Genomic DNA, 23,277 nt, shown 5'->3' on the forward strand with positions numbered 1-23,277 from the left:
GACATTTAGCTATTTAAGCAAAGTAGTTGTGTGTGCAAATATCAGCACACTAACAACTACTTAAATAAAAATAATAAGCAGTTCATCCAATGATTAGAAAAAAAATCCAAATAATTAATAAACTCGGTCTTCATGCACGTGCTGCTGCTAAATTTGTGCAGATGGCAGCACGATTTGGCAGCCATATTGAAGTGATTAAAAGTGGTAAAACTGTAAACGGCAAAAGCATTATGGGTGTTATGATGCTTGCCGCTAGCCAAAACACTTGGATTGAGCTTAATATAAATGGAGAGGACGAGGAAGAAGCGATGCTTGCTTTAGAAACCTTGATGAATGAACGATTTGGAGAACCACGTTAAACGTGGAAGTGTGTGGTCGAAAATTTTAAGGAATAACTACCATGTATCGGAAAAATTGGACTTTTCTGACTCTTTTTGTTGTCCCACTTGCCACACTGGCAAATACTGTCCCCTCTACCCCTTCCTCTCTGACACCAACCACACAAAAGACTGAAAATACCTGTGTAGAACTTTACAATCAAGATGCTTTTAGCAATGCATTGAAATTCTGCCTTCAATCTGCACAAGAAGGAAATATTGATTCACAATATTTACTCGGCAAATTGTATCAAGAAGGCAAAGGAACGCCTCTCGACTATGCAAAGGCTCTACATTGGTACCAGCAAGCAGCTCAAAAAAATCATCCTGAAGCCTTATTTGAACTGGGTAAAGCTTATAGTACAGGTACATTAATGCCCATTGATTACCAAAAAGCCTTTCAATATTTCTCAAAGGCAGCGCAGCAAGATATCGTAAACGCTCAGCTCCTACTTGCGCTTTGCTATCAAATTGGCCATGGTACACCTCAGAATTATGAACGTGCTGCATATTGGTTTAACATCGTCCAAGAAAATGGTATGAGTACCCCTTTGGAAATCACGCTACAAGCAACTACACATGAAATAACACAATCAAAGCATAGCGTCTGGGCAGCACAAGATTTATATCTAAAAGCAATGCATTTTGTTGACAGCAAAAATACAGAAAAGCGTAATCATCATTTGAATTTATTACAAGAAGCGGCTGCACAAGGCAACCCCAAAGCCCAATATCAGCTTGCTTTATATTATTTCCAAGGCACATACCTGCCTCAAGATGATGCAAAAGCTTTTGAATGGTTTTCTAAAGCTGCTGCTTCCTCTTATCCTCCAGCGCAAAGCCTGCTTGCCTGGATGCACGCACTTGGATTAGGTATTCATGAAGATATGGTACAAGCGACCGTCTGGTTTGAGAAAGCACTGATGAATAAAGATTCTCTGACACAAAAGCTAGTGTCTGTGCAAAGCAAAATTCTCTCTGAAACAGATTAAAGAGGGAAAACGACACTCCACACAGAACAGTGTATACTCATTGTAATCTTTATAGTTAAGCGGCATAGAGTGGTAAGCATGACATCTGCATTACATATACATACCCCCTTATTAAAATCACATCCACTCAGTGAACTTATTGAACGCAATGTTTATGTGAAGATGGATGCCATGCAACCCAGCGGTTCCTTCAAAGATCGCGGCATTGGTAAACTATGCATACACTATGCTAAGCAAGGCAAAAAAGGCCTAGTATCCTCTTCTGCCGGAAATGCAGGTATTGCTGTAGCCTATGCGGGCCACCAACTAGGCTTAGATGTAAAAGTCATTGTGCCTACCAGTGCTTTATTACTCTCTGTCAGCAAAATGCTTTCTGAAGGTGCAGATGTCATTACTCATGGCCATGTATGGAATGACGCAGATATTTATGCCCGCCAATTAGCTAAAGAATTAGATTATGCTTATATCCCTCCTTTTGATCATCCTATTATTTGGCAAGGGTACGAATCTATCATTGATGAATTTAAAAAAGATAAAATAAAACCAGATGCCATTATTACTTCTGTCGGAGGGGGTGGACTCTTTACCGGACTCATACAGGGGTTAATAAAGCATAAATGGTCAAAGGTAGCGCTGATCACAGCAGAAACAGAAGGCGCTGCAAGCTTAGCGACGAGTTTCCAAAAGAAACAACGCATCACTTTAGACTCGATTAATACTGTGGCTACTACCTTAGGTGCAAAACAAATATGCGAACAGGCTTTTGACTACCTCAACACTCACCCAGTCTATCCTCAAGTGCTGTCTGATAAAGCTGCTATCCATGCTGTAGCTGCTTTTGCCGATCATCATCGTGTTCTGGTTGAGCCTGCTTGTGGTGCCGCATTAGCTGTCGCTTATCAAAACTTGCCTGTTTTAAAACAATTTAAAAATATAGCCATCATTATCTGTGGTGGAAATGGTGTCAGTGTAGAACTATTGAATGGTTGGAAGCAGCAATTTCAAGTTGGCTAGCGCAAGAAACGCAGCAACAACGAAAAAAGCCATTTTCTGAGGTAGCCTCTAACTATTGTGGTAAGCCAAATTGATTACGCCCTTCATCTCCTGGCATACACAATAAATATAAAATCAATAAAGCGTTAATAACAGGCACAAAAACCAAAATAGCCCAATAACCTGATTCACTAAAATCATGCAATCGTTTCATTGAAAAAATTAGAAACAAATATACGCCAAGGCATGCCAAGCTGAAAAATAGGAATGAAACAAAATAAAGCAAAATGATTAGCCACAGTTTATCACAGATATATGCCAACTCTGCAAAATTAGCCATTGCAACAGTTGCCAAGGTAGCAGAAATACTTAAGAAAAGAATACAGCCAAGATAAAACATTCTGTTAATCCGGCCTAAGGGCATTAAAAATGCCATGATTTTTTGCATAGAGAGCACGGACTCTGAGTTTGAAAACTTTGTGCTCATAATACTCTATATCCCAATGCTTTGAATGATGATTGATAAAACGACTTGAAATACATAATACCGCTATGCACACAATACTGCCAGTGTTGCGTGACAAAAGTTGTTAAATATCAGATAACTACAGTAATGAAGCGCTCAGCGGTTAGAAACGAGGGTTTAAGTGCTCCTCCTTCATAAAGTCATCTATCTTATTAGAAGCTGTCTCAAAAATACCATTTTTCATTGATTCTTCGTTGCCGCTCTTTTCGTGCTGCTCATTTACATCTACTATGATTAACTAATTACATACCTACCCAATGACCTTCTTGAGGGATTTTACTTCATCTCTTGGTAATTTTTTAATTTAAGAAAAATAATTCAATAATGGCTGTAGGAATTGATAATAAGGCTTATGGCTATTTATTTCATTTTGGTGTAAATGATGAGTAGGAAAACTACAATGGGGTTTCATTTGCAAATAACTAAAGATTTGACTCAGTGTATTCTTTGTATCGGTCATCAATGATTCGTAGGAAATTGTCAAAAAAGGCGCATCAAATTGCTGCTGCCAAAATGCCATCATTCTCCGATGCTCCGCAAAGTAACGGCCAATATCCTTTAAATCATAGCTGTATAAATGATACTCTGTATAAAATCGCGTATAAAGATTAAATCCTGCATCGAGTGGATTGCGGGTAATATGAATAATTTTCGCGCGAGGAAATAAATATTGGAGCAAACCAATATATTCAAAGTTATCCGTACTGGCATCAATAATATAAGCGGGCACTTTATCTATATCTCTATGAATTCTAGCCAAGTAAGCCTCTTTGAGTGCTAATGCCTCTATTTTAGTCATGTGCCCTAACCAGTAAGGGTATTTTCCTTTGGGCTTATTATCGAAGGTTGTTTTTTCAATCACATTGGTTATGCCCACATCCCAGCCGCGTTGAATTTTTTTATGTGATGCTAAAATCTTTTCCAATATGCTTTTTCCAGAACAACTTGCACCAACAATAAAAATCGGCTGTGTTTCATTTTCATCAGCACAAAAATATTTTTTCATTTTTCTTTTATTAAATTGACCGATGATATTACTGATTTTTCTTTTAAATAAGGCTGAATTGTAATCTATTGATTTAGATTTTAATTGATTAGCACGTTGATAATAATCAAATGATTTTTTAAACTGCTTACAATCTTGATAAATTTTACCCAATGCAAAATAATACTGTGCTTTATCGTCATCTGACTTTGAGGGTGACAACTGTTTTTTGATTTGCGCAATATCTGGATCGTCCAACGACAAATAATTTTTACAAAGTGATAATAATCGCCAAAGCTCAGGCTGAACAGGATCGATGTGCAAAGACTGTATAATAAACTCGGATGCTCTCTCTGGTTGAAAATTTTCCACACATAAAAATGCACTATTTTGCAATGATAATAAATGCCGGTTATCTATTAATAAGGTTTTTTCAATCACTCTCTGCGCCAAATCAAACTGATGATCTTTCATTAGCAGTTCTGCCAATAAAGATAAGGTCGGCAAATCATTGGGCTTTAATGCAAGTGCTCTTTGCAGAGTATAGATAGCATCCGAAAAATCAGACAGACGACAATATAAGGTAGCAAGACCAAAATAAGCTTTGAAATAATTAGGATTAATGTCTATTGAACTTTTATACGCGTTGATTGCAGATTTTATTTTGTTTTGTTTCTCTAGAGACTGCGCTAATTTTCTATAGGCAAGATAATGATTATCACTTTTTCTAATACACTCACGAAACGCTGTTTCAGCAGACTTATATTTTTTTTGAGAAAAAAGTGCATTACCTAAGAAAAAATAATAATCTGATTTTCTGGGGTTAATTTGAATCGCTTGATTAATTGATTTTTCTGCCAGCATATATTTTTTTTCATCTTGTAGTAAAATACCCCATAAACAGTGTACCTCAGGGTTTTGAGGAAAAGCTTGCAAACATTTTTTACACAGCTCAAGAGCACTTACGTGCTGGTTTTGCTCTCGCAATTGATATGCTTTAAGAATAATACTGAGCAATCCAGTTTCTTTCATATCTGTATTTCTACCCAATGTGTAAAGAGCAATACGCTACTCTATTGTTATCGGAAATATAGCTTTAATGTAAACAAGATAAAATAACATCATGTCATTTATTTGAGTGTATATCACCGATAATCTTTAAAAGTCTAGACCATTAAAAGGAAACTATTCAATTTAGTGATTGTCTTAACAGCAAAGGTATATGATTAAAATGGCATTATGATGTTAGAAAAAAAGCTGAGAAAAATCCTTTTGCCTATTACAGCAAAAAGTGTGGGCGCATCCAATAAGGCAAGGCTAAAAAAATTTATCGCAAGCCAAGACAAACTCATACAACAAGAAGCAGCAAGTTTAGGAATAAGTTTTCAAAAGATAGATTTTTCTGGAGGACAAGATGTTGCCACTTTTCGTCCACGCTCAGATATAGCACTTCCCTGTGTGATGGTGTTTATTGGTAACGATAGTTGCATGGAAGAGAAATATTCTCAATTCCTTGATATTGCTGTCACACTGAATTGCAATGTGATTGCTTGTAATTACCCAGGTGTTGGCAATAGCAAACATAAAGTCAAAAAATATTCAGAAGTCGTAGATACTTGTGTTGCACTTGCAGAAAATGCCAATCATATCGTCGGAGAGCATTCTTCTCTTTTACTCTATGGACATTCTTTTGGAGGCGCTGTTGCAACAAATGTTGCAAAAATCCTAACAGACAAAGGTGCTCAACCATTACTCATTAATGATAGAAGCTTTTCAAATACAACCAGAAAAGCACATGAACTTACTTTTGAGGATACCCTAAGTATTCCTTCTAATCGCCTCTCTAAAAAAGCAGTTGAAGTTGTTTTTAAATTAGGTAATTGGCATATTGATGTCGCTGCAGATTATCAATCTTTAGCAGCAGAACATAAATTATGTATTCAAGTAGAGAAAGATGGATACATCAGTGAATCGGCATCTCTAAAATATAAACTAGATCCAAAGGATAGTTCTGTGCAAACAGTCATAGCACTCGCAGATGAAAACATTAAAATAAAAGTTGATCCACATCAGCTTCCACTCGCAGATATTATCCACACAACCCCAGATGAGAGAACAGAAAATGGATTGCAGATGATGCAAAAACTTCTGAATACCAGCGATTACCGTGCCACAAATGACTTAAGTTTTAATCAATTGAAACGGAAAACCTATCAAGATCTTAGATTAGAAATTTTCAATTATTCATTAAAGAAAAGCCCATCTGTTTCTTTTGAAGAGATCCTTAATCGACATCTACAACGCTGCCCTGAAGTATTATATTACAGAAATGAAACAATCAATGCAGATGAAAAAAGAGAAGATTTTACACTCTTACATCTCACACTTTATTTAATGAGCTGTACAACAGAGGCAGAACAACGTGAAAAGTTCGAAACTGTACTTAAAACCTTTTTAGAAAAGGGAATGAACAAAGATTGCCAAAGCCTAACGTATGGAAGTGCTCAAGAATATGCGGAGCATCTACATCTTGACATAAACTGGCTTAGGCTATCTGGTACTGAAGTCACACCAAGTGCACCTGTTAACATTGAACTCACTGACGAGACGGAAAATAGTTTAAATCCTTCTATAAGCACTTCTGCATCATCCTCCGATATAAAAAAACGAAATACATATTCGCCTTATAGAGAAGACAGCAAAAAGCGGAAGACAAGAGCATCTGAGGATGATAATACAGAGTCTACTTCCCACCCTACTAAACACAAGCGTTCACGCAAATAAGACTTGGCGCTTGCTTTGAGCTTCTACAGTAGGTTCTTCTTCAATACTACTATCATCATAACTTTCTTTAGTCGTAGCACTTGAAAAAACCTTGTTGAATTGTGTGCACAATTGTATGACAAATTCTGATTGAAGATCCTCCTCTGTGCAACTACCCTCATCAAAATAATCACCAATAGTGTTGATAAATTCATTACAAAGATAAGGCTTTGTCGTATTTTGCATCACCGCTTCAATTTCGTCGTTAGAAAACCTAAGATCTTGCGCTCGTGCATTTTCCACAAAAGTTTTTAAAACTGCTATATTTTTCTCTTGCAAAAAAGCATCTTTAAGAATAACAATCAATCTTGCTACTAATGATTTAGAAAGAAAAACACCAAAATTTAATGTTTCAGTAGCACTTACACAAGTTTCGATAAAAGACGTAGCGTTCAGTGACATGCTCATATGCTCGCTTATAAAATATTCGAATTAAATGGTATACCATTCAATTCCAGCTTTCGATAAGCATATGCGTAAACCGTGCTGTAATCCAGATAAGCGGTATATATAGTCTTAGCGCATGTTGCTAGCTAAGAAACGCGCTTTTGAACAACCTTCATTGCTGTAGAGATTGTAAGGGGGAAAAGCCCCCCCCCGAAGACCATATACTGAAATTTTATTTAAGCCCGGCCATAGGTTTGGGGAATTCCATTTGAATAGCTGCATCTATGGCTTCCACATTTGGCCCATCCTCAGCAAGTACATCCCTTAGATTACTAATGGCTTGCTGCATAATAGCTCGTTGTGGGCAAAATTGATTATATAATGAATTTTCTGAAGCCGTATCGCTTCGCAACTGAATACCCAATAACTTCTGCGTTGTTTTAGTTATTGGACGTTGCTCAGCAAATACAGGATCATTACAAACACGTTTTAATTCATCCAAAATAGTCAGGGTTGAAAGGGGTTCTACGTTATTTGGCGCTTTAGATGGCATTCTAGGCTTTTTTAAGCCAATTAAAAGTATGCGTGCTCCTACCAAACGCAATCCTTCTTCTAAAACATCTGCCAACACGCTTTTACTGGGACGCGCATCTACTGTAAAAAACTGAGGAAAATTTGCTTTGAGTGCTTGCAATTGTTTTTGGCATGCTAAAATTTGTTGATACTGATCTTTATGCGGCTTTATAGGTAAAACTTGTTGACTTATATTTGTGGTTTCAACTTGCCTTTGCAATAATTCTTCAATCCTTAAAATATAATCAACTGTTTTAGCAACATATTTGTCAGCTAAAATATGCGTTGCTGTGCTAGGCGCTACAGCAAACCAATTTTTTATTTGAATGGGCAAATATGCACTGATACTTGAACGCCATGTATTTGGTTGCAATGCATCCAATGTTGTAGCACGTTGAGATAACTTCTCCAGCATATGGAAGCTATTTTCTCGAATCACATAAGTCAAAAATGTTGAGACAAATCGAGAGTCAGCACCTGAACCCGTTTGTAAGCCGTTTATTCTGTCTTGCATGAACTGATGATAATGTGCAAAAATTCTTTTGAATCTTTTAAAAATGCTACTGCCTGTGCAACCATGACTACTCCTAATTCTGCTGTTTTTTTTCCTTAATGTATATGCCATTGTCAAAACGAGAAAAATGTTGATTGATCATAGGGTGATCTATCGGTGTATGATTCAGTGTTGCATCCAAGTAACTCTCAGCAACATAGGTTGTATAATAAGCCTGATCGACCAAGACATGATACCAAGGCTGATTTTTAGCTTGAACATTAACAGCCAGTTGTTGATACCACTCCTCACTACCACTAAAAACAGGATCGACATCAACGATTACACCACGGTAATTAAACCTATTATTGTTAATTAACTGGCCAATTCTAAATTTAGCTCGCTTTGTTGTCATAGCAGAAGAATCATACACTTAACAGAATTAAAGAGTCGAGTATGTCTATATTCTCGATTTCATTGCTATCAGCAATTCGCCTTATTTAGCTTAAGAAAACCTATCTTTTAGATCTCAAAACTGTATGAGATACACAAAGAAAAGAAATAAGAATAACCATACTTGATAGTTAAACAACTTTAAAAGCTAAAATTTCTTATAATGTCTAGCACTTTTGCAAACATGACGACCTTCTGGCTCTACAAAATCATATAGCCTCTCCTGTCCGGTTAAAGGTCGCCCTGCTGCAGGATGAGCATAACGTGTAATAAACTGCTGAGGCCAATCCATATGCATACCTCCTGTCATTTTGGCGCTTGATAACTCAAACAAAGCTGATTTAATTTTACGAAGGGTATTATTAGATTGCTGCTCTGATAGTGCCTCTCTGTAAGATTGTTTCAATGATTGCTTTTGAGCATGGTGCTGATGCAACCTTTGATATAAAGCATGACGGTGATGAATAACTTTGTCATAAGTGTGCCCTTGAGTGTATCGTTCTCCCAGCACTTGAGAAGCACTACTCTTCTTCGCGTAGCCTTTGGTTATAGTATAGCGTTTTGCTTCTTGAGGAATGTTATCAAATAAAGGTGCTACATCCATGACCCAATTCCCATATTGCATCAAACGTCGCATTGTATTATTCAAAAAATTACCTACAAATTTATCCCACATTTGATAAGCTTTCTGCACATAAAAACTAGAAGCCAACACAAGCGATAGAACACTTAATTGTAAAAAAGAAATAAGCGAAAACGCAAACAATCCCATTAACAATGGCGTGAGAAGAAGTGTCGTTCCAACTTGAGTAATTACTTTTCGTGGTCTTGGTTTCTCAAAATTTACGCCAGTAGATACATTGATCAAATGATGGAAAGAACGATCATTGTAAATTTTTACTGGGTACCCTTCTTTTCTCAGTTTATCAACCGCCAGTATGGAAATAGCCCCACCCAAAGAATGACCATAGCAATAAATATCTTCTGGTTTAATGTTCTTTTCACAAATTAATCGTTTCACTTGCTGATAGTAGTCTTGTGCCACATCATTTTCTGTATAAGGCTGCCCAGATGAATGTCCAACACCACGATAGTTAAAACTCAGCACATGCACTCTTAGATTCAGTGTATCTGTTGCTAATCGTTCTAAGTTTTTCTCATAGCAATCTGAGCGTCCCCAACCATATACAACATATTTCTTGCTGCGCTGATGCCAGGGATGACACATTTCGATTGTGTCCAGCGCATTATCTTTGTCACAATTAACGGTATATCTTTCTATATCTAATTGATCACTTAGCTTGTTATTATTTTTTTCTACAAAATCATTATATAAATTTTGTATACGCCTTCTTTCTTTTCCAGAATAAAAAAGAAAAGCCCATACATGTTTGAGAGGGCCATTGGGTTTTAGCGGGATTAATTGTGCTGGCAACACAATTTTACCAACAATCATACCTACGAACCGTCTTAACCACGCATCCATCATTGCCTCTGTATTTATTTTGGTTTAATTATAGGGAAATTAAACTGCGCCTCCCCAGACTTTTTCCTCAACGATACTATCATGATTGGTTTGCCAAATGAATCAAGTTTTGATTGTGCTCAGCAGTAAACTAGAAACTGTCTCAGAAATAGTAATTTTTCATTCAGCTAAGGCGCAGATTCTTTGAGTAGCGCAGTTTACACAGATGTAAATGAGCAGCAAAAAAGAGGCTGCAACGAAGGATCAACGAAAAATGGCATTTTTGAGACAACTTCTAAGTATTGAAAATGAATAAGCATGCATAACCCTCCATCGACAATAAACAACCGCTTAGCAGCCACGCCTTGCACGTTAAAAACCATTAAACACACAATAGTTAAAATACTAAATTAATATCTAATGCACTATGCCGAAAAGAGGATATATCTAAATGTTTGAGTGGATATCAGAAGCAGCAGAGTCTCTTAAAACCTCATTTACAGACGCTGTATGTCCAGAATGCCCTATTGTGACTTGCCCCACGCTCTCAGAACAATTATGGAGCGCAGCAAGCGAACTGGGAGCAAGCGCACAAGAATCCATCGCCCAAGTGCCTGGGTATGCATATATAGCAGGTAGCGCAGTTATAGCAGGCATTGTTTATCATTTTGTAGCTAAGACCCATGAGAAAAACGAGGAAAACAAAGCCTGGCCTATTTCATACGATGAAATCACCCCAGTAACGCGTGAGAAAAGAGTGCGCCAAACAGATATCAGAGATTATTTCTCATCAAGGACTCAGCCACTGATTACCGATTATTTTAAAAAGAAAAGTAGCCTAACATCAGGTTGAACCAGCTGTTTCTTTTTCAGTTTTAAACTGTAAGATATCGCCGGGCTGACACTCAAGATGTTCACAAATTGCACTTAAGGTAGAAAATCGAATTGCCTTTGCTCTACCACTTTTTAAGATAGATAGATTCTGCTCAGTGATACCAACCCTTGCTGCCAATTCCTTTGAACGCATTTTGCGTTTTGCTAATACCACATCCAAACTAACACTAATTCCCATATTTGCCTCTGACTAGATGGTATATTTATGATCTTCATCCATTTGGTGTGCCTTCTCCATGATAAATGAAATAATGTAAATCGCTGCGCCAAAAATAATGGGGTACAACTGACTTGCGCCTATACCAACTGTTACCACCGTTTTCCCACTCAATACGATACTCATTAATATATCGGTAATAAAGTAAGTTACGGCTAATACCAGCAATCCTAAACCCACTCGTTTATAGCGTTTCGCATTTTCAATACAAAATACAGCACCATGGCTATAATTTTTGAAAATACATGCAAACTGATAAAAAATAAACATCAGTAAGCTTATGGGAATAGAAGTAACCAAAAATCCTAGGGTACGACTCACTGGCGTCAGCATAACGTGATCAAACGGTACTGAAGAGATAGTAAGTTGATTTATTGTCTCTTCTGATATCGCCAACCAATACAAAACATTCATTATCGGAATCAGATAATACATCATTTGCACAATAAATCTTAGACGTTTACTCAAAGCTTGTATTTTTTCCATAGTCAACCAACCAACAACATTAGTTTTTATTCGATCATTTTTTACCGTAATACAATCAAATAATATTGACTTACGGTTATTGCTACTCTACACTTTCCAAACCCTGATGGGAAGAGATGTTTAAAGATACTCTTAGTCATTGAACTTTAGGTAAAGTGCCGAACCAAATAAGCAAGGAAGCGCGGCAGGATTACGAAATGGTGCCAGCCCTCCCTAAAGTTTCAATGCTAGGCGTGCAGTTTAAAAAAGGAAGTAATATGAAGCACACAACTCAAGATCTAGTTCAGTTCATCAAAGGCTTGCAAGCAAAGAATAAGTCAAACGCCACATCCTATTCTCCCAAAACGCTCAATACTTCAATCTTGGCTGAATCTTTAGTCAAAGAAGTCTCTGGTGGAAAAATAGGTTCCATAGAGGTATTTGGGAAATGGAGTCGCTCTTAATCATTCTGAAAATATACACTCAAACCAGTTTGAATTTAGGCGAGACACCAAGCAAGCGAATCTCCAGGCGTGCACACTTTGGTGCAAACTTAAAGTGAGTGAGCGCAAGCAACAAAGCTTAAATTTAAAATGAAAAGAGTATAAGTATCGGTAATACACTCACAACAGATGATTCTTAGGTTAGGCGGCAAGCGTTCGAGCAATAGGCGTGTATACAAAATACATGACTACTGTGAGATACGTGAAGCCAACAACACCAAAGACTCATCTGTGAAGGGTAACACACACTGCTCTCCAAAGCTCCGGTGCTTATACTCTCCTATTAGAGCAGCAGTATTCAAGGAAGTACATACATGACAAACACTACCTCCTCTCATATAAAGCATATCGAATTAATACTAAAACTTACTGCACGCTGCAATATTAACTGCAGCTATTGTTACTATTTTTATGGCGCTGATTCAAAATGGACAGAAAGACCCAAACGCATTGATGAAAAAACCTTAAATGACACAATTATATTCCTAAAAGAAAGTATCTATAAATACGGCATTTCTTCTATACAAATTGATTTTCATGGTGGTGAGCCTTTATTGTATGGAAAAAAGCAATTTGAGCAAGCTTGTGATCTGTTTTTAAATGCATTAAGTGACATTGTAAATTTAAAATTTGCAATGCAAACCAATGCGATTTTAATTGATGATGAATGGATAACCCTCTTTAAAAAATATCAAGTAAGTGTTTCTGTCAGTTTAGATGGACCACCACAAATTAATGATCAATATCGCATTGATCATCAAAATAAAGGAACCTATCACAAAGTAGCAAATGGTCTGCAACGACTAAAAAATGCTGTTCAAAATATGGAAATACCCAATATCAGTACCTTAGCAGTGATTAATCCACATGCTTCTGGAAAAATGGTTTATAGACATTTTGTCGATACTTTAGGCCTTAAACATATGGATTTTCTATTACCTGGTTTTGACTATGATACTTATCAAGTCAATGATCTACCATTGTATGGGGATTATTTAATGGATGTACTGAATGAATGGATTACAGATAATAACCCAAGTATTAAAATTAGATTGTTTGGTGCTTTCGTTGCAAAATTATATGGGGAATCCACATTCATGTTCCCAGGCGAAAGATTTGAAAGCAAAAATGCAATTGCAATTACCATAGACACGGATGGCATGATGTATGGAGATGATTCACTGCGATCAAATCAAGCCTGGAATCATTATAAAGCATTAAATATTAGCGAACATAATTTTTCCACTTTTATTGCCACTGAAAAAGAATGGTTTACACAAAATATAAAAACACCTATTGCTTGTCAGAATTGCATTTGGGTAGATATGTGTGGTGGTGGACATCTTGAGAATAGATTTTCTAGCAAAAATGGCTATCACAACCCTTCTATCTACTGTGATAGCTTGCAAAGAATTTATCAACAAATTCTCCATTTCTTGATAGACAGTGGCATTTCTTTTGATCATTTAAATAAACATGTACCTGTTTGAGAACAAAAGCAAAGGACTATGAATGAGATACTTAAACACTAGTTTTATATTTTTCTTTTTATTTTATATAAATACATTACAAGCAAACACATCTACTGATGCCATGCAATGTATCAATTTTCCACTTACTTATTCAGAATTGAGTATTCCGCAAACAAGACTAAATATCAATGGCAAAATCATCGACTTTACTGTGGATTTAGGGATGAAAACTGCGTTCTCACTAGAGGAGACATTGGTCAATGAGCTATATGGTGATCAATTTCAATATGAAAATATTATTCAATCAGATTTAGGTGGCAATATTAATACCATTCAAAAAAGCGTGCTGCCAACTGTGGCTTTAAATGGAAAATTATTTAAAAATTCATCTTTCACCCTGTATAAACCATGGGGATTATGGATAAATGCTGATGCCCAAGAACATCCTATGCCCAATAATACGCTAGGCAGAGATCTCTTTTTAAAAAACAAAGGGACTTTATATTACAGTCGCAACAAAAAATTATTGCGCTGGTGCGATGGAGGATTCAATAATATTCAAGATACCACCTCACAAATTATTTGGATGCCGTTGATTGAAGATCAAGATGGCATTCATATCACTGCTTTTTATAAAGATCGCCCTCTTAATTTGGTATTTGATTCTGCTGCTACGGTCACACTGCTCAAACCACTCGATCGCTTAAACGCAGAACCCCAAGATACTCATACTCAAGATCATAGTTCAAGCTATCTTGATACACTGAAAATTGATCATGCCTCTATCCATACTTTAATGTATCAACATGAATTTCCGAGTGATTTTCAAGCAGATGGACTGATCGGTGACAGTTTTTTTCAGGATGTTGATCTTATCATTGATACTATCAATCAAAAGATTGGTTTGGTTTTTTTGTAGCGGCTGTCTCAAAAATAGTAATTTTTCGTTCAACCAAGCACAGATTCTTTGAGCAGCATAGTTTACACAGATGTAAATGAGCAACACAGAAGGATCTGCAACAAAGGATCAAGGAAAAATAGCATTTTTGAGACAAATTCCAGTGTATTTACTGATGAATAGTGTATATAAAAACTTGTACATGAATGAAAATACATTGCTGTACGCGTTTTCTAGTTAATTTCCATAAATCCGATAAAAGGTCCATAGTGGGTCTATAATTAATTTATTAAGGAGATTAGCAAAATGAAAACCGGAAAGAAACTTGATGACCGTGTGAATGTTAAAATTCGAATTGAGCCTACATTAAAAGCCAAGGTAGAAGAGGTTTTTGATCATTACAAACTAAGTACAAGTCAGGCCATTAATCTATTTCTCCATTCAGTGGCAGAATCCAAAAGCCTGAATTTTAACCTTAAGATGCCTAATGAGATTACTCAAAAAGTTCTTGACGAATCAAGACAAGGAATAAATGTTTCCTCTAACGCGAGTGTCAGAGAATTATTTGAAGAAATTGAAGAAGAATTAGAACAAGAAAATCAACAAGCACTAGAGTTAGGAAAAAAAGAGCGTGGTACTAGCTGTTAAAAAAACTTCTCAATTTAAGAATGATTTAAAGCTGGCTTATAGACAAAGACGTCCACTAAATGAACTTGAAAACACAATGGATATGATTGTCAATGAACAAACACTTCCTGCCCATTATAGAGATCATCCACTTGTGGAAAATTGGAAAGGTTCTAGAGAATGTCATATTAACGGATATGGCGATTGGCTTCTGATTTATAGTTTAAAACCTGGTGAAGTTATTTTTGAAAGAGTAGGCACTCATTCTGAGCTGTTCTAAATTGTGAGAATAAAGAAATCTTATGTTTGCGACAGTAGTGGCTCAACAATACGCATATGTAATGCGATCAAGCCCCGCGTAATCCTTCACAGTATGAATATTCTGGTACTGAGATGCGTGCAACAAAGCATGAAGCTCACGCGCTTGAGAAAATCCATGTTCAAAGCACAAAAGGCCTTTTGGTTTTAAGTATTTTTTAGCATGTTCAATAATATAAGTAAGGGCATCCAAGCCTGTTTCACCCGAAACAAGCGCAAGGCGAGGCTCGTAGCGAATTTCTGTTTGTAAATATTCAGAATTTGATTCCACATAGGGCGGGTTACTCACAATAGCATCAAATTGCATAGGTGCTATCTTATCAAACCAATTACTCGCATAGCAGCGAATATTCTTTAATTTATGATCATTGATATTATGCTCAGCAATCTGTAATGCTTTATCTGACACATCCACTGCTTGGATCTGCCATTCAGGTCGCATGCTCGCCAAAGCACAGGCAATAGCACCTGTGCCTGTACCTAACTCTAAAATAGATTGAGTTGTAATGGGTAACAGATTCAACACTGTTTCTACTAAAAATTCTGTCTCTGGGCGTGGGATCAAAGTATCTTCACTGACAGTAAAACGCATCGACCAAAATTCTTTGTGCCCAATAACGTAAGCAAGTGGCTCCCCTTGCTTACGTCTTGCAATTGCTCCCCGATAAGAGAGTGCCACAGAAGCGCTCAACTGTTTATCCGGCCATGCATATAAATAACTTTTATCAACCGCTAATAGCTCACATAACAGTAAACAAGCATCAACATAAGCATCTTCAGGTGAATACAGTCTAGATAGCTCTTCAGTGCCCCACTGCAACAATGCAGAAATGCTTTGCATTAATCACCTATCTGCGAAAGTAGATCGGCTTGATGCTCTTCACGTAAAGGCGTAATGACTTCATCCAAATCGCCTTCTAAAATTTCCTGAAGCTTATAGAGCGTTAGGTTAATGCGATGATCGGTTAAACGACCTTGTGGATAATTGTAAGTTCTAATACGCTCCGAACGATCACCTGAGCCGACCAATAATTTACGAGTAGAAGAAATTTCTTTTTGTTGTGCTTCTTTTTCCATGTTAAAGAGTTTTGTGCGCAACAATGCCATCGCTTTGGATCGATTTTTATGTTGCGATCGTTCCTCTTGGCATTCAACAACAATACCTGATGGAATATGGGTTATTCGAATGGCAGAGTCGGTTTTATTAACGTGCTGACCACCTGCTCCACTTGCTCTATAAGTATCAATACGCAAATCTTGTGTAGCAATCTCACTCTCTTCTACTTCTTCTGCTTCAGGCAAGACCGCTACAGTACAGGCAGAAGTATGAATACGACCTTGTGATTCTGTGGTTGGCACACGTTGCACACGATGTGCGCCAGATTCAAATTTCATTGTACTAAAAACTTCACTGCCCACAATGCGAGCAATGACTTCCTTGAAACCACCATGCTCACCAATGTTTTCACTTAATACTTCTACTTGCCAACCTTTATTTTCTGCATAACGACAATACATTCTAAACAGATCGCCAGCAAAAATAGCTGCTTCATTACCGCCGGTTCCAGCTCTGACTTCTAAATAAATATTTTTGTTATCGTCTGGATCTTTAGGCAATAACAAAATTTGTAATTTCTTTTCTGTCTTCTCAAGCTGCTCTGTCGCCTGCTCAATCTCTTCTTCCGCCATTGCTTTGAGCTCTTTGTCGGTTTCTTCATTCAGCATAAGTTCCGCAGAAACTAAATCTGCTTTAATTTTAAGATAGCTGCTAAAGACCTCTACAATTGGCATTAAATCACTATATTCTTTAGATAAGTCTCTAAATTTCTTTTGATCTTGGATGACTGAAGATTCAGAAAGTAGTGCACTGATCTCTTCATGACGTTCTTTAATATTTTCTAGTTTTATCTGAATCGATTGCTTCATATTATTCTATACCAAACATTTGCTTGTAGATGGATACCATTAATTCATCTTGATTAAATAATGCTTCTCTCATTCGAATGGTAGGTTCATGGATCAACTGATTGGTGAGAGAATAGGCTAATTTTTCAATAACTGCATGAGGGGATTGGCCGTTATTTATTTCTTGATGTGCCATCGATATTGCTTTTAGTTTAAGGCTTTCTGCTTTATCACGTAATACAGAAATTGACTGCATGTGTTGTTTGGCATGTAATTTTGCAATAAAAGCACAGGCTTCATAGGCAATGATCTTTTCTGCCTCAACAGCTGCCTTTTTTCTTGAGGCTTTGTTTTCATCTGCAATGGCTTGCAAATCATCCACAGAATATAAATACACATCCTCATGCTTCAATACATTAGGATGTATATCACGAGGTACACCCAAATCAATCATTAAAACAGGACGATGCTTTTGCCCTTTGAAAGCATGCTTTACACTTTCCAAGTGGATCAACGGCTCAGCACTATAAGTAGAGCTGATAATAATATCTGCTTTTGAAATTTCCGAAATAAGATTTTCAATAGGCGCTGCCTGTAATTGACACTGCTGTGCTAAAAGTGCTGCATTTTCATAAGTACGATTAACTATGGTTATGTGCTGCGCATGATGTGCTTTAAGATGCGCAATAATTTGTTTAATATTTTCACCCGCACCCAATAGCAGAATACGCGTCTTAGCAATATCTGTAAAAATTCTTTTGGCCAATAATATAGATAGATAAGCAATAGAAATGGGATGCTTCGTAATTTCTGTCGTGGTTCGAATTTTTTTAGCAACTGAAAAACTAGCCTCAAAGGTTTGCCCTAACATTTGACCTAGCACACCCACTTGTTTGGATTGTTGGTAGGCTTGTTTCAATTGCCCCAATATTTGTGTTTCACCCAGAGCCAAAGAATCTAAGCCACTCGCCAAACGCATTAAATGGGTTACGACTTTTTCATCAGACAGTTGATAATACACTGGCTCAATTAATTGTGTTGTGACAGCTGGCTGGAAACTTTGCCACCAAGCAATCAATTCTTTGATATCAAAGTTTTTTTGGCTTAAGCCCCCGTATATTTCCGTGCGATTACAAGTAGACAGTAATACAGCTTCTTCAAGTGCTGTATGAGAAATCAAGTTTGCAAGTGCAGTGGATACCTTTTCGGGAGAAAAGGCTAATCGCTCTCGAATATCTATCGAGGCTGTTTTGTGACTTACGCCAATTGCTACAAGCACCTAGGTTATTCCTAATAAATCTTTAGTAAATTTAATAAAAAATTTTCTTACGTTTTTCTTCATGACTGCCGAATAAGAAGTTAGGACTTAGTTATGTAACAAATAACCAGTTGCTACTCCAGCTACTGACTTTAAGGAAAATGTATGAAACTGGCTGCCACTTCTTTTGTTGTTTTATTACTTGCTTCAACCACTCTATTTGCAAACACCGACAATACTGTTAAGAAAGCCAGCGAACAAGAAAGTAGCTCCGTAAACAAGCCTTCAACACAGCCCGCTCCTGTGCAAAATACCCCCGCAGAAAGTTTGTATCAAATACTGGCTGCTGAATTTGCCCTAGACAGAATTGAACCAGAAATTGCATTGGCAAATTATATCGCCGCAGCGAAACAAACCCAAGACAAAAAGGTAGCTAAAAGAGCAACTGAAATTGCTTTAACGGTTGCATCCTTAGATGTGGCCCTACAACCAGCCACTTTATGGGCAAAATTAGCCCAAAATGATTTGGAAGCCCAAATAACAATTGCAGCAATTTATTTACGTTTACATAACCCTCAAGAAGCAGAGCCTTTCTTAATACAGCTCGCAAAAATTAATCCTGAATTGGCAAACCAACACTTTTTGCTACTCTACCAACAGCTCCCCGAAGAAAGTGAAAAGGCAGAGTTGGTTAAATCATTAACTCAAATTAGCAAAGAAAATGCAAAACCATTTGGCGCAGAATTAAGTCTCGCTGAAATTTATTTATCGCAAAAAAAGATAAAAGAGGCGCTCATTTTTAGTGAACTTGCAATCAAAAAACAACCTGATTCACTTGAATCTATTCGTATTCATAGCTTAGCTCTTGCCAGCATCAATAAACTACCTGAAGCAATTAAGTTAATTGAAGAAAAACTCAAAGCAAAACCTAGCTTGGATCTTAAAGAATATTATTTAGACTTTTTAACCAGCAATCAACAAATTGAGCCTGCTAAAGCCGTATTAAAAGACATTGTTAAAAATAATACCTTAGACGCCGAACAACAGCTCGAACTCGCAAAATTTGCCATGCAAGCACAATGGTATCCAGAAGCAGAATCTTTGCTAGATACCCTAAAAAATACAGATGAAAGCAAAGACATTGCTCATTATTTTCTAGCAAGACTTGCTGAGCTACGCAATAATACCAAAGCGGCCACTGAATGGTACAAACAAGTACTTACAGGCCCTTTTCATGTGCTCTCTCAAATTCGTGCAAGCACGCTCCTCAGTGAGGTAAAAGATTATAAAGGTGCACTAGAGGTTATTCGACATACCCAAGCCCAAACAGATGAAGATTATAAACGCATATTACTCTCTGAAGTTGATATCTTGATGGAGTCTAATCAATACGAAGCCGCTTTAGAAAAATTAAATGCAGCGCTCAATGAAGATCCAGAGGATGTTGACTTACGATATACACGTAGTTTGGTTACAACTTCATTGAAAAAAATTGATCTCGCTGAGAGTGATTTAAAATGGATTATTGAGCATGATGAAAGCCACGTAGATGCGTTAAATGCCCTAGGCTATTTGCTTACCAATCACACCAAACGTTACAAAGAAGCACATGAATATCTAAGCACCGCACTTAAACTTTCTCCCAACAACCCTGTGGTATTAGATAGCATGGGTTGGTTGGAATATAAAATGGGTAATCTTGAGAAATCACTAGAAATTTTACAAAAAGCAGCAGGCATTATCCCTGATCCAGAAATTGCAGCACATTTGGGTGAAGTATTATGGCACATGAAAGACTACCAAAAAGCTCAAGATGTTTGGAATCAAGGCCTGGCTTTAAATCCTAAAAATGAAAATATTCTAGATGCGATGAAACGTTTAATCACAAAAACACAAAAAAAATAGCAGACCTCTCCAACAACAAACGTAATGCTAGGTCAGTTAAAAAATGAACGAAGTGAATGATTATCTTCCCTTGAAATCAAGGGAAGAAGCTCAACTTTAGTGAGCAGATGGATTTTTTAATCGCTTTATTATCCAACAAAACTAGAATTCTTGAGCCAATTGGCTTCAGGAAAATAGGCAAATAACAATACACCATCCTTGATAGTGTTTATGATCGGCTGAGCCACTTTATGGTTTAAAGCGGGACACCCCCAACTTCTCCCTAAACGACCGTGTTGTTTAATAAATTGATCACTGACGTAATTTGCCGAATGTATTACAATGCGACGATTATAAGCATTATTGTTAATGCCTTTTTCTAAGCCTATTAAATTCAATGAACGACCATGTTTACCTTGATAGGTGCCACCTGTTACAAAAGTACCCACACTGGATTGATAACTGCCCGGACGATTTGAAAATGATTGTGCGTAATTACCGCCACTACCGCTACCATGCGCAACATGCGTATGATAAATCACTTTATTTTTATTTAAATCTACCACCCAAAATCTTTTTTCCGTAGAAGGTTTTGAATAATCAATCACTGTGAGTAATCTGCTTTTAGTGAGTCCTTGACTATATGCTTTTTGATGTGCAGCAAGCGCCATACTGAATACTTTGGGATTGATACCTGCTGTTTTACATAAGGCAGCATGTGGGGATGAATGTGTTGTCGTTGAGCGATTGAAAAAGAATTTGGCATTACAAGTTGATAACACAGAAAAATAAGTCATCAAACATAAAAATACACTGACAATAACACAAGAGAATTTAGATTTTTGGTACTTCAACATAAAACTTCCTAATATTCTTCAGGTTTATTAACATTCCATAAAAACCGAAGCCAAGCACTTTACCACAATATTTTTAAATTGAAAGTTGATATCCCCCTTATGCGCCATATACAACAAAGAAACAATTTAACTAACTTTCAAGAATATTTGTAGCGACAACAGAGCATAGAGAAACGAGAACCAGTCCCTAGGGTTCAACTAAGGTATTGGGTATACTACTAGGCCAACATTTGAAATCACTCATACAATAAGGTTTGTAACTTTGTGAAAAAACTTCAAAATTTACTTATCTGCTTTAGCTGTGTTGTCGTTTTAGTCTTATCAGGCTGCGCAAGCAAGTCAGCTAAACCACCTGCATTGCCTACGGAAAAATCCGCTCAGAAAATGTCTCCTGAAAAATTATGGGAAACCCATCTGCGTTATTTACAAAAAATGCAAAACTGGCAAATGGAAGGTCGTATCGCTGCAACCCAAGGTCAAGAAGGCGGTAATGCTTCTTTTGTGTGGCGACAAATGGGTGAAAGCTATCAAATCAAATTTTTTGGCCCCTTTGGTGCTGGCTCTGTCTCTGTCAATGGTTCTCCCAAACAAGTTTCCTTAAAAGAATCTGATGGCAAAGTACATCATGCGCAAACAGCAGAAGAGCTAATGAAAAAAGTTGCAGGATGGCATGTACCTTTAACAGGCATTCGATATTGGATGTTAGGGATCCCAACGCCTAAAACAAAAGTACAAGCACAACATATCAATGCAAAAGGCCACTTAAACCAATTACAACAATTAAATTGGATTATTGATTTCAGTGATTATCAAAATAATCATTCCGTCCCAATTCCGTCAAAATTGCATATGGAAAATGGCCCGTTGAAGGTAAAAATCATTGTGAAAAGCTGGAAAGATTTAAGTGCAGGATAATGCAATGAACACATTGGTGCTCTGCTCTCCTGCAAAAATCAATCATTTTTTGCACATCAATGGGCAAAGAGCTGATGGTTATCATCTCATCCAAACGCTTTTTCAATATTTGGAATATGGAGATGAAATAAGTTTCACACCTTTAGCCCAAAGCCATATTGCTGTACAGATGGCTTTTGCATCAGGTGAGGATTGTGGCGTGCCTGCTGAGCAAAACCTCATCTACAAAATTGCAAGCTATCTACAAACGACTTATCACGTCAATTCAGGGATCGATATTCGTGTCACAAAAAAAATTCCCATGGGCGGTGGTTTAGGCGGTGGCAGCTCCAATGCAGCAACAACCTTGCTCACCCTTAACTATGTTTGGAAGCTAAATTTATCATTAAAAACATTGATGCAAATAGGTGAAACATTTGGTGCAGACATTCCCTGCTTCCTCATTGGGCAAAGTGCGTGGGGTGAAGGGATTGGTACCCAACTAACCCCTACAATCCTCGATGAGCAGCATGTTGTGGTTCTAACTCCACCTTGTTTAGTCTCTACCCCTAAAATGTATCAACATTCCCAATTGACAAGAAACACATCTAGCCTCAGAATAGGCACCCTTGAAGGATTGCTCAAAAATGGACTGTTTGAGAATGCTGTGAGGAATGACTTTCAACAATTGGTTTGTCAAAACTATCCAATTGTGGCAGAGTATATGGCCTGGCTTAATCAGTATGCTAAAGCCAAGCTAAGTGGTTCGGGTGCTTCTATCTTCGCAATCGTTGAGAGTGAAGAAAAAGCGGCAAGAATCATGGAAGATCTTCCTCCTTGCTACCAAGCATTTGTAGCAAAAAGTGTGAATCATTCACCTTTGCATGCTCAGTTAAGTAACTTGGGTTTCTTTTTTGAATCATACTGGGGCGTCGCCAAGCGGTAAGGCACAGGGTTTTGATCCCTGCATACCTAGGTTCGAATCCTAGCGCCCCAGCCACTATTTGGGGCCGAGTAG

Annotated in this window: 25 protein-coding genes and 1 tRNA gene; 14 read left to right on the plus strand and 12 right to left on the minus strand. The window is 37.3% G+C overall.

The genetic code is table 11. The features are described 5' to 3' along the window. The first annotated feature begins 89 nt into the window (after positions 1-89). The 3 genes from CC99x_RS10015 (at position 90) to CC99x_RS10025 (ending at position 2,383) form a co-directional block, all read left to right on the plus strand. Positions 90-359, plus strand: coding sequence for an HPr family phosphocarrier protein (locus CC99x_RS10015; protein WP_057624958.1), 270 nt, complete (start codon positions 90-92; stop codon positions 357-359). Between the two features lie 41 nt (positions 360-400). Beyond that, on the plus strand, positions 401-1,369 hold the full coding sequence (locus CC99x_RS10020; protein ID WP_057624959.1) for a tetratricopeptide repeat protein: 969 nt from the start codon (positions 401-403) through the stop codon (positions 1,367-1,369). Positions 1,370-1,447: 78 nt separating this feature from the next. Beyond that, positions 1,448-2,383 carry a pyridoxal-phosphate dependent enzyme gene (locus CC99x_RS10025; protein WP_057624960.1) on the plus strand — a complete coding sequence of 312 codons (936 nt, stop codon included), beginning with the start codon at positions 1,448-1,450 and terminating at the stop codon, positions 2,381-2,383. Positions 2,384-2,435: 52 nt separating this feature from the next. Here the strand turns inward: CC99x_RS10025 and CC99x_RS10030 are convergent, their stop codons facing one another. Then, on the minus strand, positions 2,436-2,849 hold the full coding sequence (locus CC99x_RS10030) for a DUF805 domain-containing protein (protein ID WP_057624961.1): 414 nt from the start codon (positions 2,847-2,849) through the stop codon (positions 2,436-2,438). Positions 2,850-3,192: 343 nt separating this feature from the next. Then, positions 3,193-4,905: a tetratricopeptide repeat-containing sulfotransferase family protein gene (locus tag CC99x_RS10035; RefSeq protein ID WP_057624962.1), complete on the minus strand. Its 1,713-nt coding sequence runs from the start codon at positions 4,903-4,905 to the stop codon at positions 3,193-3,195. 207 nt (positions 4,906-5,112) lie between these two features. On the opposite strand from CC99x_RS10035, the gene CC99x_RS10040 reads away from it, so the two are divergent. Continuing rightward, entirely contained in the window at positions 5,113-6,657 is a 1,545-nt protein-coding gene (locus tag CC99x_RS10040; protein ID WP_141651915.1) for an alpha/beta hydrolase, read from the plus strand. Here CC99x_RS10040 and CC99x_RS10045 read toward each other — a convergent pair. From CC99x_RS10045 to CC99x_RS10060, 4 genes are all read right to left on the minus strand, one after another. Next, positions 6,646-7,098 (minus strand): hypothetical protein, encoded by a 453-nt coding sequence (locus CC99x_RS10045; RefSeq protein ID WP_057624964.1) that lies wholly within the window; start codon positions 7,096-7,098, stop codon positions 6,646-6,648. The two genes, CC99x_RS10040 and CC99x_RS10045, sit on opposite strands and share 12 nt — an antisense overlap. A 217-nt stretch (positions 7,099-7,315) precedes the next feature. Further along, complete coding sequence (locus CC99x_RS10050; RefSeq protein ID WP_057624965.1) at positions 7,316-8,170, minus strand: hypothetical protein; 855 nt, start codon at positions 8,168-8,170, stop codon at positions 7,316-7,318. Positions 8,171-8,243: 73 nt separating this feature from the next. Continuing rightward, positions 8,244-8,564: a heat shock protein HspQ gene (gene hspQ / locus CC99x_RS10055; RefSeq protein ID WP_057624966.1), complete on the minus strand. Its 321-nt coding sequence runs from the start codon at positions 8,562-8,564 to the stop codon at positions 8,244-8,246. A 186-nt stretch (positions 8,565-8,750) separates the two neighbouring features. Further along, positions 8,751-10,091 carry an alpha/beta fold hydrolase gene (locus CC99x_RS10060; protein WP_141651916.1) on the minus strand — a complete coding sequence of 447 codons (1,341 nt, stop codon included), beginning with the start codon at positions 10,089-10,091 and terminating at the stop codon, positions 8,751-8,753. A 427-nt stretch (positions 10,092-10,518) separates the two neighbouring features. Between CC99x_RS10060 and CC99x_RS10065 the strand changes: the two genes are divergently transcribed. Continuing rightward, positions 10,519-10,920: a hypothetical protein gene (locus CC99x_RS10065; protein WP_057624968.1), complete on the plus strand. Its 402-nt coding sequence runs from the start codon at positions 10,519-10,521 to the stop codon at positions 10,918-10,920. Here CC99x_RS10065 and CC99x_RS10070 read toward each other — a convergent pair. Beyond that, positions 10,912-11,139, minus strand: a complete 228-nt coding sequence (locus tag CC99x_RS10070; RefSeq protein WP_057624969.1) for a helix-turn-helix domain-containing protein — start codon at positions 11,137-11,139, stop codon at positions 10,912-10,914. The genes CC99x_RS10065 and CC99x_RS10070 overlap by 9 nt on opposite strands. A gap of 12 nt (positions 11,140-11,151) precedes the next feature. Further along, a complete protein-coding gene (locus CC99x_RS10075) occupies positions 11,152-11,646 on the minus strand; it encodes a DUF2975 domain-containing protein (RefSeq protein ID WP_158003221.1) in 495 nt (164 codons plus the stop codon). A 275-nt stretch (positions 11,647-11,921) separates the two neighbouring features. Between CC99x_RS10075 and CC99x_RS10080 the strand changes: the two genes are divergently transcribed. From CC99x_RS10080 to CC99x_RS10100, 5 genes are all read left to right on the plus strand, one after another. Further along, positions 11,922-12,107: a hypothetical protein gene (locus tag CC99x_RS10080; protein ID WP_141651917.1), complete on the plus strand. Its 186-nt coding sequence runs from the start codon at positions 11,922-11,924 to the stop codon at positions 12,105-12,107. A 353-nt stretch (positions 12,108-12,460) separates the two neighbouring features. Beyond that, complete coding sequence (locus tag CC99x_RS10085; protein ID WP_057624972.1) at positions 12,461-13,636, plus strand: radical SAM protein; 1,176 nt, start codon at positions 12,461-12,463, stop codon at positions 13,634-13,636. A gap of 205 nt (positions 13,637-13,841) precedes the next feature. Next, on the plus strand, positions 13,842-14,537 hold the full coding sequence (locus CC99x_RS10090) for a hypothetical protein (protein ID WP_141651918.1): 696 nt from the start codon (positions 13,842-13,844) through the stop codon (positions 14,535-14,537). Between the two features lie 285 nt (positions 14,538-14,822). Beyond that, a complete protein-coding gene (locus CC99x_RS10095; protein ID WP_057624974.1) occupies positions 14,823-15,164 on the plus strand; it encodes a type II toxin-antitoxin system RelB/DinJ family antitoxin in 342 nt (113 codons plus the stop codon). After that, on the plus strand, positions 15,148-15,423 hold the full coding sequence (locus CC99x_RS10100) for a type II toxin-antitoxin system mRNA interferase toxin, RelE/StbE family (RefSeq protein ID WP_057624975.1): 276 nt from the start codon (positions 15,148-15,150) through the stop codon (positions 15,421-15,423). Before CC99x_RS10095 ends, CC99x_RS10100 begins: the two co-directional genes overlap by 17 nt. A 42-nt stretch (positions 15,424-15,465) precedes the next feature. Here CC99x_RS10100 and prmC read toward each other — a convergent pair whose 3' ends face one another. Genes prmC through hemA form a run of 3 tightly spaced genes read right to left on the minus strand, consistent with a single transcriptional unit; the run spans position 15,466 to position 18,645 of the window. Then, on the minus strand, positions 15,466-16,302 hold the full coding sequence (gene prmC / locus CC99x_RS10105; RefSeq protein WP_057624976.1) for a peptide chain release factor N(5)-glutamine methyltransferase: 837 nt from the start codon (positions 16,300-16,302) through the stop codon (positions 15,466-15,468). Continuing rightward, entirely contained in the window at positions 16,302-17,387 is a 1,086-nt protein-coding gene (gene prfA / locus CC99x_RS10110; RefSeq protein WP_057624977.1) for a peptide chain release factor 1, read from the minus strand. The genes prmC and prfA overlap by 1 nt, the downstream gene beginning before the upstream one ends. A gap of 1 nt (position 17,388) precedes the next feature. Further along, positions 17,389-18,645 (minus strand): glutamyl-tRNA reductase, encoded by a 1,257-nt coding sequence (gene hemA, locus CC99x_RS10115; RefSeq protein ID WP_057624978.1) that lies wholly within the window; start codon positions 18,643-18,645, stop codon positions 17,389-17,391. Between the two features lie 144 nt (positions 18,646-18,789). On the opposite strand from hemA, the gene CC99x_RS10120 reads away from it, so the two are divergent. Then, a complete protein-coding gene (locus tag CC99x_RS10120) occupies positions 18,790-20,529 on the plus strand; it encodes a tetratricopeptide repeat protein (RefSeq protein ID WP_057624979.1) in 1,740 nt (579 codons plus the stop codon). 128 nt (positions 20,530-20,657) lie between these two features. On the opposite strand, the gene CC99x_RS10125 is transcribed toward CC99x_RS10120, so the two are convergent. After that, positions 20,658-21,365, minus strand: coding sequence for a murein L,D-transpeptidase catalytic domain family protein (locus CC99x_RS10125; RefSeq protein ID WP_057624980.1), 708 nt, complete (start codon positions 21,363-21,365; stop codon positions 20,658-20,660). A gap of 264 nt (positions 21,366-21,629) precedes the next feature. Between CC99x_RS10125 and lolB the strand changes: the two genes are divergently transcribed. From lolB to CC99x_RS10140, 3 genes are all read left to right on the plus strand, one after another. Next, positions 21,630-22,280 carry a lipoprotein insertase outer membrane protein LolB gene (gene lolB / locus CC99x_RS10130; protein ID WP_057624981.1) on the plus strand — a complete coding sequence of 217 codons (651 nt, stop codon included), beginning with the start codon at positions 21,630-21,632 and terminating at the stop codon, positions 22,278-22,280. Between the two features lie 4 nt (positions 22,281-22,284). Then, entirely contained in the window at positions 22,285-23,205 is a 921-nt protein-coding gene (gene ispE, locus CC99x_RS10135; RefSeq protein WP_077065448.1) for a 4-(cytidine 5'-diphospho)-2-C-methyl-D-erythritol kinase, read from the plus strand. Then, positions 23,185-23,259: transfer RNA gene (locus CC99x_RS10140), tRNA-Gln, on the plus strand. The genes ispE and CC99x_RS10140 overlap by 21 nt, the downstream gene beginning before the upstream one ends. Positions 23,260-23,277: the final 18 nt, after the last annotated feature.

Source organism: Candidatus Berkiella cookevillensis (assembly GCF_001431315.2).
Lineage (GTDB): Bacteria > Pseudomonadota > Gammaproteobacteria > Berkiellales > Berkiellaceae > Berkiella_A > Berkiella_A cookevillensis.